General features: G+C 72.9%; 13 protein-coding genes and 3 tRNA genes. 7 read left to right on the top strand and 9 right to left on the bottom strand.

What is annotated here, in order from left to right; genetic code table 11:
- The first annotated feature begins 7 nt into the window (after positions 1 to 7).
- The 3 genes from UQW22_RS02765 to purM are packed head-to-tail and all read left to right on the top strand — an operon-like array spanning position 8 to position 3,051.
- The gene (locus tag UQW22_RS02765; RefSeq protein ID WP_407319313.1) at positions 8 to 319 is read left to right on the top strand and encodes a histidine kinase; all 312 of its coding nucleotides are present in this window, start codon (positions 8 to 10) and stop codon (positions 317 to 319) included.
- Between the two features lie 43 nt (positions 320 to 362).
- A complete protein-coding gene (purF, locus tag UQW22_RS02760; RefSeq protein WP_407319312.1) occupies positions 363 to 1,910 on the top strand; it encodes an amidophosphoribosyltransferase in 1,548 nt (515 codons plus the stop codon).
- A 37-nt stretch (positions 1,911 to 1,947) separates the two neighbouring features.
- Positions 1,948 to 3,051, top strand: coding sequence for a phosphoribosylformylglycinamidine cyclo-ligase (purM, locus tag UQW22_RS02755; protein ID WP_407319311.1), 1,104 nt, complete (start codon positions 1,948 to 1,950; stop codon positions 3,049 to 3,051).
- A gap of 73 nt (positions 3,052 to 3,124) precedes the next feature.
- On the opposite strand, the gene UQW22_RS02750 is transcribed toward purM, so the two are convergent.
- Complete coding sequence (locus UQW22_RS02750; protein WP_407319310.1) at positions 3,125 to 3,328, bottom strand: DUF3073 domain-containing protein; 204 nt, start codon at positions 3,326 to 3,328, stop codon at positions 3,125 to 3,127.
- A gap of 379 nt (positions 3,329 to 3,707) precedes the next feature.
- Here UQW22_RS02750 and UQW22_RS02745 point away from each other — a divergent pair, with 379 nt between their 5' ends.
- Entirely contained in the window at positions 3,708 to 3,959 is a 252-nt protein-coding gene (locus UQW22_RS02745; RefSeq protein WP_407319309.1) for a BldC family transcriptional regulator, read from the top strand.
- A gap of 59 nt (positions 3,960 to 4,018) precedes the next feature.
- Here the strand turns inward: UQW22_RS02745 and UQW22_RS02740 are convergent, their stop codons facing one another.
- The 5 genes from UQW22_RS02740 to UQW22_RS02720 form a co-directional block, all read right to left on the bottom strand.
- A complete protein-coding gene (locus UQW22_RS02740) occupies positions 4,019 to 4,342 on the bottom strand; it encodes a DUF3618 domain-containing protein (protein WP_407319308.1) in 324 nt (107 codons plus the stop codon).
- On the bottom strand, positions 4,339 to 4,755 hold the full coding sequence (locus UQW22_RS02735; RefSeq protein WP_407319307.1) for a phage holin family protein: 417 nt from the start codon (positions 4,753 to 4,755) through the stop codon (positions 4,339 to 4,341). The genes UQW22_RS02740 and UQW22_RS02735 overlap by 4 nt, the downstream gene beginning before the upstream one ends.
- 162 nt (positions 4,756 to 4,917) lie before the next feature.
- Positions 4,918 to 4,990 (bottom strand) — tRNA-Phe (locus tag UQW22_RS02730).
- 56 nt (positions 4,991 to 5,046) lie between these two features.
- A tRNA-Asp gene (locus UQW22_RS02725) sits at positions 5,047 to 5,120 on the bottom strand.
- 170 nt (positions 5,121 to 5,290) lie between these two features.
- Positions 5,291 to 5,363: transfer RNA gene (locus UQW22_RS02720), tRNA-Glu, on the bottom strand.
- A gap of 76 nt (positions 5,364 to 5,439) precedes the next feature.
- Here UQW22_RS02720 and UQW22_RS02715 point away from each other — a divergent pair.
- A complete protein-coding gene (locus UQW22_RS02715; protein WP_407320711.1) occupies positions 5,440 to 5,784 on the top strand; it encodes a metallopeptidase family protein in 345 nt (114 codons plus the stop codon).
- Positions 5,785 to 5,869: 85 nt separating this feature from the next.
- Here UQW22_RS02715 and UQW22_RS02710 read toward each other — a convergent pair whose 3' ends face one another.
- Complete coding sequence (locus UQW22_RS02710; RefSeq protein ID WP_407319306.1) at positions 5,870 to 7,078, bottom strand: M15 family metallopeptidase; 1,209 nt, start codon at positions 7,076 to 7,078, stop codon at positions 5,870 to 5,872.
- Between the two features lie 252 nt (positions 7,079 to 7,330).
- Here UQW22_RS02710 and UQW22_RS02705 point away from each other — a divergent pair, with 252 nt between their 5' ends.
- Together UQW22_RS02705 and UQW22_RS02700 are read left to right on the top strand one after the other, a co-directional pair.
- Positions 7,331 to 7,912: an antibiotic biosynthesis monooxygenase gene (locus tag UQW22_RS02705; RefSeq protein ID WP_407319305.1), complete on the top strand. Its 582-nt coding sequence runs from the start codon at positions 7,331 to 7,333 to the stop codon at positions 7,910 to 7,912.
- 59 nt (positions 7,913 to 7,971) lie between these two features.
- On the top strand, positions 7,972 to 9,651 hold the full coding sequence (locus tag UQW22_RS02700) for a mechanosensitive ion channel domain-containing protein (RefSeq protein WP_407319304.1): 1,680 nt from the start codon (positions 7,972 to 7,974) through the stop codon (positions 9,649 to 9,651).
- A gap of 49 nt (positions 9,652 to 9,700) precedes the next feature.
- Here the strand turns inward: UQW22_RS02700 and UQW22_RS02695 are convergent, their stop codons facing one another.
- Positions 9,701 to 10,483, bottom strand: coding sequence for a glycerophosphodiester phosphodiesterase (locus UQW22_RS02695; RefSeq protein ID WP_407319303.1), 783 nt, complete (start codon positions 10,481 to 10,483; stop codon positions 9,701 to 9,703).
- Positions 10,480 to 11,148 (bottom strand): TetR family transcriptional regulator, encoded by a 669-nt coding sequence (locus tag UQW22_RS02690; protein ID WP_407319302.1) that lies wholly within the window; start codon positions 11,146 to 11,148, stop codon positions 10,480 to 10,482. The genes UQW22_RS02695 and UQW22_RS02690 overlap by 4 nt, the downstream gene beginning before the upstream one ends.
- Positions 11,149 to 11,191 lie beyond the last annotated feature (43 nt).

Here is an 11,191-nt window from a genome sequence, read left to right as displayed (position 1 = left end):
TCGAGGCGTGAGCAGCACCAGCCCCGAGCCATCTCCCGCGCAGGCCGACGAGCCGGACGAGCACCTGCTGGTCGACCCCGCCCGCGTGCGTCGCGCGCCGCGGTACCGGGCGTTCTTCACGGTCGGTGCCGTCGTCGGTGTCGTCCTGGGCACGGTGCTGGGCGTCTGGCTGACCGGCATCGCCACCGACGACGGCGCGCTCCTCCTCAAGCCCGGCGTCTTCGTCTCCGTCATCGTGCTCAGCACGACCACCCTGGGCGTGCTGGTCGCCGGTGCTCTCGCGGTCCTCGCGGACCGTCGGAGCCTCCGCCGCAGGTGAGGACGGCGATGGTCCGAACCGTCGTCTGTGGGATACTCGGGACATGCCCTTGCGCCCCGACGGCCGTCTGAACCACGACCTCATGCCCGGCGAGAAGGGGCCGCAGGACGCCTGCGGTGTCTTCGGCGTCTGGGCACCCGGCGAGGAGGTCGCGAAGCTCGCGTACTTCGGCCTCTACGCGTTGCAGCACCGCGGCCAGGAGTCCGCGGGCATCGCCACCAGCAACGGTGAGCAGATCCTCGTCTACAAGGACATGGGCCTCGTGTCCCAGGTGTTCGACGAGACCGCGCTCAACGCCCTGACGGGGCACATCGCCGTCGGTCACTGCCGCTACTCGACGACGGGCGGCGTCACCTGGGAGAACGCCCAGCCGACGCTGGGCGCGACGGCGTCCGGGACGGTCGCGCTCGGGCACAACGGCAACCTCACCAACTCCGCCGAGCTCGTCGACCTGGTGGCCGAGCGGTACGGCGCCCAGCGGCGCGGCGAGCTGGCCCGCGGCAACACCACCGACACGGCGCTGGTCACCGCGCTGCTGGTCGGCGACGAGGACCACACGCTCGAGCAGACGGCGCTCGAGGTGCTGCCGCGGCTGCGGGGCGCGTTCTCGCTGGTCTTCATGGACGAGCACACGCTGTACGCGGCGCGCGACCCGCAGGGCGTCCGCCCGCTCGTGCTCGGCCGCACGCAGCGCGGCTGGGTGGTCGCCTCAGAGACCCCGGCCCTCGACATCGTGGGGGCGTCCTTCGTCCGGGAGATCGAGCCCGGCGAGCTGGTCTGCATCGACGACGACGGGCTGCGCTCCACGCGGTTCGCGCAGCCCGAGCGCGCCGGCTGCGTCTTCGAGTACGTCTACCTCGCCCGCCCGGACACGTCGATCAACGGCCGGCCGGTGCACGCGGCCCGCGTCGAGATGGGCCGGGTGCTCGCCCGCGAGCACCCGGTGGACGCCGACCTGGTCATGCCGGTGCCCGAGTCCGGTACCCCGGCCGCCACCGGGTACGCCGCCGAGTCCGGGATCCCGTTCGGCCAGGGCCTGACGAAGAACGCCTACGTGGGCCGGACGTTCATCCAGCCCTCCGACACGCTGCGCCAGCTCGGCATCCGGCTCAAGCTCAACCCGCTGCGCGAGGTCATCCGGGGCAAGCGGCTCGTCGTCGTCGACGACTCGATCGTGCGGGGCAACACGCAGCGCGCCCTGATCCGGATGCTGCGGGAGGCCGGTGCCGCGGAGGTGCACGTGCGCATCTCGTCGCCGCCGGTGAAGTGGCCGTGCTACTACGGGATCGACTTCGCCTCCCGGGCGGAGCTGATCGCCAACGGCCTCACGCCCGAGGAGATCGGACAGTCGCTCGGGGCGGACAGCCTCGGCTACATCACGACCGAGGGCATGATCGCGGCGACGGAGCAGCCCGCGTCGCAGCTCTGCGCCGCCTGCTTCACCGGCACGTACCCGATCGAGCTGCCCGAGGCCCACCAGCTCGGCAAGTACCAGCTCGAGCAGGCGGAGCTGCCCCTCGGCGCCCCCGAGGACGGCCTGACCCGGCTCGCCGTGGGAGTCGGTGGCCAGTCGGCCCTCGACCACCCGTGACCGACCACCTTCCCGCACCCTCCTGGAGCCTGACCCCGTGACTGATGGACTGACCTACGCCGCCGCCGGCGTCGACACCGAGGCCGGGGACAAGGCCGTCGAGCTCATGAAGGACGCCGTCCGGCGCACCCAGGGCCCCGCCGTGCTGGGCGGGGTGGGCGGGTTCGCCGGTCTCTACGACCTCTCGGCGTTCCAGCGGTACCGCAAGCCGCTGCTCGCCACCTCGACCGACGGCGTCGGCACCAAGGTGGCGATCGCGCAGGCCCTGGACAAGCACGACACCATCGGGTTCGACCTGGTCGGCATGGTCGTCGACGACATCGTCGTGGTCGGCGCCGAGCCGCTGTTCATGACCGACTACATCGCCACGGGCAAGGTCGTGCCCGAGCGGGTCGCCGACATCGTGCGCGGGATCGCCCAGGCCTGCGAGGTCGCAGGCACCGCGCTGGTGGGCGGGGAGACGGCGGAGCACCCGGGGCTCCTCGCGCCCGACGAGTACGACGTCGCCGGTGCGGCGACAGGGATCGTCGAGGCCGACGCGGTGCTCGGCCCCGAGCGGGTCCGGGCCGGGGACGTCCTCATCGGCATGGCGGCCAGCGGCATCCACTCCAACGGCTACTCGCTGGTGCGCGCGGTGATCAAGCACGCCGGGTGGGAGCTCGACCGTCACGTCGAGGAGCTCGGACGCACCCTCGGCGAGGAGCTGCTCGAGCCCACCCGCGTCTACGCCCGCGACTGCCTGGCGCTGGCGCGCGACGAGGCCGCGCAGGTGCACGCCTTCACGCACGTCACCGGGGGTGGGCTCGCGGCGAACCTGGCCCGCGTGCTCCCGCAGGGGACGGTCGCGACCGTGGACCGGTCGTCGTGGGAGGTCCCGGCGATCTTCCGGACGGTGCGCGAGCTCGGCTCAGTGCCGCGCCGCGACCTGGAGAACACGCTCAACCTCGGCGTCGGGATGGTCGCGATCGTCGGGGCCGACGGCGCGGACGCCGCGCTGGCACGGCTCGCCGCGCTGGGCGTGGACGCCTGGACGATGGGGACCGTCGCCGAGCACGATCCCGCCGCGCCGCCCGAGGACCTCGTCGCGGGGACGAAGGGTGTCCGTGCCGGAGCCGTGCGGCTGGTCGGGGACTACCGCTGAACACACGAAAGGTCGGACGGCTGGCGCCGTCCGACCTTGTCGGTGCTCGTGCGGGGGTCGATCGTCCGGCGGCTCAGCGCCGGTCGTCGTCCCACGGGGCGTAGCTGTTGTCGTACCCGGAGTCCACGCTGTCGCTCCAGCGGTCCTCGGTGACGACGTCGGTCGACTGGTCGGCCTTGAGCTCTTGCTCCAGAGCGTGGTAGTTCGTCTCGGGGCTGTAGTACTTCAGCTCGCGAGCGACCTTCGTGTGCTTAGCCTTCTGACGGCCCCGGCCCATGGCTCCGACCCCCTCAACGTAAGAGCGGGGCGGCAACGTCGCAGACGTGCGGCCCCGAGAGAAGATTTCGTCTGTTCAGGTTCCAACGGTACATGCTGTGGCGGCATTCCCTCCACTCGGCGTGTCGACGGCGAACGGCGAGGTCGCCACTGGTCAGGCCGGGGAGAGGGCCGTGGTGACGCAACTCACGTCGCCCGGCACCTGGGGGCCGCGCCGGGGGGCTCGATCCGGACCGACGGGGCGAGCTGGACCCGGCGGCCGCAAAGCCCACGCTCGGTTCAAGTCGCCTCAATCCCGCTTTCTGCACACAATGGAACGACACGGCCGTGGAGTACTTCGGGCGCCGTCCGAGCCGGTCGCGTACCAGGAGGTGCAGGGGATGTCGTTCCATGGAGACTCCGAGGTCCTGTTGACGCCCGCCGAGGTCGCCAGTCTCTTCCGTGTCGATCCGAAGACCGTGACCCGCTGGGCCAAGGCCGGCAAGCTCTCGTCCATCCGTACGCTAGGTGGGCACCGTCGCTACAAGGAGTCCGAGGTGCGGGCCCTGCTCGGTGCGGCCTCGGAGGCCGCCGAGGCCGAGGCGGCGGCCAACGCCGCGGCTGCCGAGAACACCGACGACACCAAGAGGTGAACCGGCTCCCCGTCCGGTGGTCGGGGAGCGTGCGGCCGGGTCGGCGTCGGAGGCTGCCGTCAGCGCCGGACGACGCGGACCACGAGGACCGCGACGGCCACCGCCCCGACGGCGGCGGCCCCGAGGAGGACCTTCGCGTTGCGGGACCGGTGCGGGTCCTGCGTCGGCAGCCCGTTCCCTGACAGCAGGCCCCGGACGTCGGCCGCGGCCTGCTTCGTCCCGTGGGCGAGCTGTGCCGCCTGGTAGGACGGCGACAGCCGGGTGGTCAGCTCGTCGAGGGCGGAGCCGAGCTCGCGGCGGGCCTCCCGCACCTGGTCCTCCAGCTCGGACCTGCTGGGTGCTGTCTCGTTCTGTGCCGGCCGGGCGGCGGGGTCCGGGCTCATCGCTTGATCCCTTCCTTGAGCGCGGCGACGTCGTCCTTCACGCGGTCGATCGTCTCCGGCCTGCGGGCTGCCTGCTTGAGCTGGCGGACGCCCACCAGCACCAGCACCGCGGCGAACAGCACCATCGCCACGCCGACGACGAGTGCGGAGAGCCACAGCGGCCACACCACGTCCAGCCCGAGGATCGCCGACCAGACGAGGACCCCGACCGCGTAGAGCACGACCACCAGGGCCGCGCCCAGCAACCCGATGCCGACGGCGGAGCGCTTCGCCTTCTCCGCCAGCTCGGCCTTGGCCAGGGCGATCTCGGCGCGGACCAGCCGGGTCGCCTGTTCCGAGAGCTGTTCCACGAGCCGGCCCATGCTGGGCGGCCGATCTGCCGGCGGGGTCTGCCCGTCGTCCCAGTCTGTCATCGGCTGCTCCGATCCTCGACGAGTGTGTGTGCGGTCCCCACTCAACCCGTCCTGGCTGGTCCAGGCAATTCCAGAGAGGCCGGCGCGTCGTCGGGACCCCGTGCGCCGGTGGTTCCGGGAACGACGAAGACCCTCGGGCTGCTGCCCGAGGGTCTTCTGCGGTGGCTCCGACCGGCGTCGATCCGGTGACCTTTCGATTTTCAGTCGAACGCTCTACCAACTGAGCTACAGAGCCTTGCCGTGACACGAACGCCCGGGGCGCCGTTGCCGACGAACCGGGCGCATCATGCGCGACCCTGACGGGACTTGAACCCGCGACCTCCGCCGTGACAGGGCGGCGCGCTAACCAACTGCGCTACAGGGCCAAGATCGGTCGTGCTCCACCGATCGAGGGGCTCTTTCCGAGCCGAGGAAAAGCGTACCCCATGCTTGCCTGGAACCTGAAATCGATCCCTGACCAGGCGTTTCACCCGGTCCGGACGAGCGGAGCGTTCCGTGGGCACCCGGCTGAGCACCCGACCGAAACCCACCGGAGTACCCCCAACGGGATTCGAACCCGTGCTACCGCCGTGAAAGGGCGGGGTCCTAGGCCGCTAGACGATGGGGGCCGGTCGGCACAGCATACCGGCCGAGGCGTCGTCGTCGACATCCACGGCCGTGGGGGAGGATGGGCACGTGGTGGAGATGTCGCGCGAGGACTTCGAGGCAGCGGTCTCGGAAGGACTGGACCAGGTCCCGGAGGAGCTGACGAGGCTCATGGACAACGTGGTCGTCCTCGTCGAGGACGACGCCCCGGCCGAGGATCCCCAGCTGCTCGGCCTCTACGAGGGCGTGCCGCTGACCGAGCGGGGGGAATCTTGGGCCGCGGGATCGCTGCCCGACCGGATCACCATCTACCGCAACCCGACGCTGGCGTTCTGCGAGTCGGTCGACGAGGTCGCCGACGAGGTCGCCGTCACCGTGGTGCACGAGATCGCCCACCACTTCGGGATCGAGGACGACCGGCTGCACGCCCTCGGCTGGGGCTGACCCCAGCACCCCGCAACCGCTGCGGGTGCACGACGCGCCGTCGCGGCATTCCTTCCGACGGCGTGTCCTGCACCCACAGCGGGGATCAGGGGGCCTTGTACTCCCAGTGCCAGGCCTCCGGCTTGGAGCCGCCGGCGCGTGCCCAGCCGGGGTTGTCCCAGCCGAACTCCGGCGCGTTCGCGCGCAGCCACTCGTACCGCGCGGTGCCGAACGACTCGACCCCGCCACTGAGGTCCACCGCGACGCCCCACCCGTGGTTCGAGTACCCGGGCACGGCGGCGAGATAGCCCTTCGCGGCCTTCGTGGCGACCTGCGACTCGTACGAGCGGTAGGAGTCCCTGATCGAGAGGTGCGCACCGAACTCCGCTCGGTAGGCGGCGTCGAGCCGTTCGAGCTGGGTGGCCGCGTCGCAGCGGAGCATCTCGCCGGAAGCGAAGGAGAGCTCGCACATCACGTCCGAGGGGATCCTGCCGTTGGCGTAGTCGGCGGTCGAGCCACCCTTCGCGGCGAGCTCGTCGGCCGCGGCAGCGGCCTCCTTCTTCTGCGCGGCGAGGATCTCGGCGGGCGTCGCGGGAGCCGCCTCCACCTCGACGTCGCTCTCGGCCTTCTTCAGCAGCGACGTGAGCTCCTGGGTGGCCTCGGCGAGCTCGTCGTCCGACGCCTCGCCCGTCGGTGCCTCGCCGCCCTCCGGGGAGGTCTCGGCGTCCTCGGGCTCCGCCGTCGGTGTCTCCTGCCCGGCGGGCGACTCGTCGGCGGGCGACTCGTCGGCCGGGTCGGCGTCGGCGGAGCCGGCCGCGGAACCGTCCGTCGGGTCGGGCACAGGAAGCGGCGTGCGCTCCGCCGAGCGTGACGCGGCCGCGTCGTCGCGCGTGCCCAGGAGCTCGGCGACCTGGTCGGCCTCGGCCTCGATCCGGCGCTCCTTCTTGGCCGACAGGGTCGTCGACTCGGAGGTGACCTCCTGGGCGCGCTGCAGCGCGGTCGTCGCGGCGACGGTGGTCGTGTAGGAGGGCTCGGCGGTGGCGTCGGGCGTCTCCTCGGGGGAGTCCTCGTCCGTCGGCGTCTCGTCCGGGGTGACGGCGACGACGGAGGGTTCGTCCACCGTGGTCGTCCCGTCGGCCAGGGGGCTGACGGCGGTCGCGGTGCCGACGGTCAGGGCCAGGAGGGCGATGGCAGCGGCGACGCCGGTGCGGGAGGTGCGTGCGGCGTCGGTGGTCCGGCGGGCACGCGGTCGGAGGTGGCTGCCGGGCTTGCGGGTCGGGCGCCGCCGTGGCAGGTGGAATCGACGTGTGGTCAAGGGGATTCGTCCTCGGGTCTCGGGGCCGTTGTCCATCGTGGGCCCCGGTTGTGACCGGTCCCTGCAAGGGCTGCGACAGTTGCTGGCCCGTCTGGGGTGGGGATTGGGTGAGGTCGGTGAAGATCGGGCCGATGCCGCGTCTGCACCCTTGACAGTCGGTGTGATCGCCGCCACGTCCGGATCGTGGGACGGGTGGGTCCGTGGCTGCGCGCGGCGCAGCGTGCGGACGTCGTGGCCACAACACTGGCCGACATGAGTCCCGCACCCGTCACCGTCTCGATCCATCGCGTCGTGAGCCCCGAGTGGGTTCCGGAGGTGACGTCGTGGGTGCAGGCGGGTGTGAACCTCGCCAACCGCTGGCCCGGGTTCCTCGGCTCGGGGTGGATCCGGGCCGCCGAGGGGTCGCACGACTGGGTGATGCTCTACCGGTTCGCCGACGCCGAACGGCTCGAGGCGTGGGAGGGCTCCGCCGAGCGCCGGGCCTGGCTGGCCCGGGGCGAGCACCTGGTCACCGAGCAGGCCGTCACCCGGCGCACCGGGATCGAGGGCTGGTTCGACCCGCCGGTCCGCCAGGACGAGCCGTCGGGGGCGCCGCTGCTGCCGGCACCACCGCGGTGGAAGCAGTCCGTGGCGATCTGGCTCGGGTTCTTCCCCGTCAACCTGGCCTTCACGCTGCTGGTCGCCGCCCTGGTCCCGGCGTTCCGCGGGCTGCCCCTCGTGCTGCAGGTGCTCGTCTCGACGCTGGTCCTCACGCCGGTCATGTCCTTCTGGGTGCTGCCGTGGGTGACCGGCCGGCTGCAGGGCTGGCTGCACCGGCCGCCACGGGGCCGCTGAGCGAGCCGGCTCCTCCCGGCACCCAGCGCACGCTCGGACGACCTGCCTAGTCTGGGGACATGTTCCTGGACAGCGACCCCGCGATCGACCCGGACGCGGTCAAGTCGACCGTGTCCCTGACCGTCACCCTGGCCTGGGCGGCCGCTGCGCTGGTGATCGCCTACATCGTCGTGACGCTGCTGTCGGTGCTCATCCGGCGGTTCGCGAGCCGTCGACCGCTGCTGCACGACCTGGCGACGCGTCTGCGCCACCCCATGCGGGTCCTGCTGATGATCGTGGCGGTCTGGTTCGCCTTCCGGCTCTCGGCGCACGAGAACGAGGCCTGGTTCGACTTCCTCCAGCACGGCCTCCTCATCGCGACGATCGTCGCGGGGGCGTGGCTCGTCGGCGCCATGGCGTTCGTGGTCGAGGACCGCACCCTCGCGCGGGCGAGCGTCGCGTCGAACGACCGGCACGCGCGCCGCGTCAAGACGCAGATCTCGATCCTGCGTCGGGTCACGGTGGCGATCATCGTCATCCTCGCCATCGCGGCGGTGCTGCTCACCTTCCCGGCGATGCGGGCGGCGGGTGCGTCGATCCTGGCCTCGGCCGGTGTCCTGTCGGTCGTCGCCGGCATCGCCGCCCAGTCCAGCCTCGCCAACACCTTCGCGGGGATGCAGATCGCGTTCACCGACGCCATCCGCGTCGACGACGTCGTCGTCCTGGACGGGGAGTTCGGCCGCATCGAGGAGATCACGCTCACCTACGTCGTCGTGCACGCCTGGGACGACCGTCGGTTGATCCTGCCCAGCACGTACTTCACGACCACGCCGTTCGAGAACTGGACGCGCCGCGCCGCCGACCTGCTCGGAACGGTGGAGATCGACGTGGACTTCAACGTCCCGCTGCCGGCGATGCGCGCCGAGCTCGAACGCCTCCTCGAGGCGTCCTCCCTGTGGGACGAGCGTCTCGGCATCCTGCAGGTCACCGCGGCGACCGGCGGCGTGGTGCAGGCCCGCGCGCTGGTCAGCGCCGCTGACGCCGGGTCCCTGTGGGACCTTCGCTGCCACGTGCGCGAGGGCCTCGTCGAGTGGATCCAGCGCGAGGCGCCCTACGCCATGCCGCGGCGCCGCTACGACCGGGCGGCGGCGCTGCCCGAGGGCGGTGTCCCGCGGGCGCCGGAGGCGGGCGTCGCGGAGTCCCCGGCCGAGCCGGAGGCGCCCGAGCCCGTCGAGCTGCCGGCCACGGTCGAACCGCCGTCGAGCGCCGCGTCGGCCGCTTCGGCGCCGCGGGTCGGACGGCGCGGCAAGCCGGTCGTGGTCCCGGGAAGGACCGGCGCCGACAAGCCCCGCCGCCCGTCGGTGCTCCACCGCCAGCGCCGCCGGGACGGTGTGCCGCCGTCGGCCGCCGATGAGGGCGCGACCGTGATCCTGGGCGACGTCTCCCTGCCGGCGCGGGCCGCTGAGGCCACCGCCGTCATGCCGCCGGCCCAGCCGGCCGGGCTGTACAGCGGCAGCGAGGAGGCCGAGGCGCGGCGCGAGAACTTCGAGGGGCCCGGGCAGGAGGCCATCGAGGAGCGCGAGGCCCTGGCGGAACGTCGGATGACCGGCGAGGTCGAGACGGACGACGACGGCGAGGCGCGGCCGGCGTCGCGCGGTACCGGCAGGAACCGGGTCGCCCCGGACTCCGGCGACGGTGGGCCGACGGACGGCCCGGCCGAGAGCGGTGGACGCGGCGGGGACGGTGACGGCGGGCTGTAGACCCGGGCCGCAGCGGGCAGCGGCCGGTGCCGGTCGGCGCCGGTGCCGGTCAGCGCAGGGCCGTGCCCGACCGGCCGGCGAGCCAGCCGCGCAGCTCGCCGGGCCGGTCGGTGATGATCGCGTCGACGCCGGCGGCCAGCAGCCCCTCCCACTCGCTGGTCTCGTTGGCCGTCCAGGGCATGACCCGCACGCCTGCCGCGTGTGCCCGGGCCACCAGGTCCGGGTCGGCGAGCACCGCGGCGACCGACGGGTTGACGGTGACGACGTCCAGGTCCTCGGCGGCCCGGAGGAGGTCCTCCGGCGCCGCGTCGCAGAGCAGGCCGCGGGGAAGGTGGGGCGCGGCCGTGCGCAGCGCGGAGACCGTGCGGCGCCGGAAGCCCTGGACGATCGCACGGCCCGCGAGGCCGGAGCGATCGATCGCCGCGACCGTCGGCGCGAGGGTCTCGGGCGTCCACACGCCCTTGTACTCGCACAGCAGGTCCATGCCCGGACGTGCGGCGAGGAAGTCGACGGCGTCGGCGAACGTCGGGATGCGCTGCCCGGCGTAGACGGGGGAGAACCGGGACCCGGCGTCGAGGCCCCGGATCGTGGCGGCGTCGAGCGCGTCGACCGCGCCCTCGCCGTCGGACACCCGCTCCACCACCGGATCGTGGATGACGACCGGGACGCCGTCCGCGCTGAGGCGCACGTCCAGCTCCAGGGCCGGCGCACCGGCGCGCCAGGCGGCCTCGAAGGCGGCGAGTGTGTTCTGCGGGGCCACGGCGCTGTAGCCGCGGTGGGCGACGACGACGGGGCCGGCGGGGTGCGGTGCGTCGGGGAGGAGCGTGGTCACCCGGCCCATCCTGTCGCGCGAGACGTCCCGGGGCCAGCGCCTGCGGGTGCGGTCGGTCGCCCGCCGCCCCGGCGGTGCGGACGCGGTCCGGTGATGGCGCGCAGGCTGGGCGTCAGCGTCGCGACCAGCCGCTCCGGGGGAGCGGAGCGCAGAGGACCGACCCCGATCACGTAGCGGCCGAAGACGATGCCGATCACGATCGTCAGGGTGGCGCTCGCGCGCTCGCTCGCCGCGGGGCCGCCGAGGTGCTCCACGAGCCGGCCGAAGATCTCTCGCTCGAGGTACTCCCGGAACGCCTGCAGCACCTCGGGGTGCTGCATCCCGGTGGCGACCAGACGGGTCAGCGACGCCTGGACGTCGGGGATGTCCCAGGCCTGGACGACGAGGGCGGCGAGGTGCTCGGGGACGGTCGCCGGATCACCCTCGAACGCCTTCTCGAGCACCAGCGACGGTCCGAGCGAGAGGGCCATCGCGCGGGCGAACAGCTCCTTCTTGGAGCCGAAGTGGTAGGCGATCAGGGCGGGGTCGCAGCCGGCCCGACCGGCGATCGTGCGCAGCGTCGCCCCGTCGTAGCCGTGGTCCGCGAACAGGTCGCGGGCCGCTGCGAGAAGCCGCTCCTTGCCGTCGTCGTCGCCGGTGCGGGGACGACCGCGTCTTTTATTCATCGGTGTTGAGCCTAGCAGCGCGACGCGTCAGGCTCCCGGGGAC

The sequence above is a fragment of the Isoptericola halotolerans genome (assembly GCF_045689585.1).
Taxonomy (GTDB): domain Bacteria; phylum Actinomycetota; class Actinomycetes; order Actinomycetales; family Cellulomonadaceae; genus Isoptericola; species Isoptericola halotolerans_B.
This window is presented reverse-complemented; position numbering and strand designations above follow the sequence as displayed.

Excerpts from the sequence above, each read along its gene's own strand:
- UQW22_RS02700 (WP_407319304.1), top strand. The coding sequence starts at position 7,972 with ATGTTCCTGGACAGCGACCCCGCGATCGACCCGGACGCGGTCAAGTCG.
- UQW22_RS02750 (WP_407319310.1), bottom strand. The coding sequence starts at position 3,328 with ATGGGCCGGGGCCGTCAGAAGGCTAAGCACACGAAGGTCGCTCGCGAG.
- UQW22_RS02735 (WP_407319307.1), bottom strand. The coding sequence starts at position 4,755 with ATGACAGACTGGGACGACGGGCAGACCCCGCCGGCAGATCGGCCGCCC.
- UQW22_RS02690 (WP_407319302.1), bottom strand. The coding sequence starts at position 11,148 with ATGAATAAAAGACGCGGTCGTCCCCGCACCGGCGACGACGACGGCAAG.
- UQW22_RS02715 (WP_407320711.1), top strand. The coding sequence starts at position 5,440 with ATGTCGCGCGAGGACTTCGAGGCAGCGGTCTCGGAAGGACTGGACCAG.
- UQW22_RS02740 (WP_407319308.1), bottom strand. The coding sequence starts at position 4,342 with ATGAGCCCGGACCCCGCCGCCCGGCCGGCACAGAACGAGACAGCACCC.
- UQW22_RS02745 (WP_407319309.1), top strand. The coding sequence starts at position 3,708 with ATGTCGTTCCATGGAGACTCCGAGGTCCTGTTGACGCCCGCCGAGGTC.
- purF (WP_407319312.1), top strand. The coding sequence starts at position 363 with ATGCCCTTGCGCCCCGACGGCCGTCTGAACCACGACCTCATGCCCGGC.
- UQW22_RS02705 (WP_407319305.1), top strand. The coding sequence starts at position 7,331 with ATGAGTCCCGCACCCGTCACCGTCTCGATCCATCGCGTCGTGAGCCCC.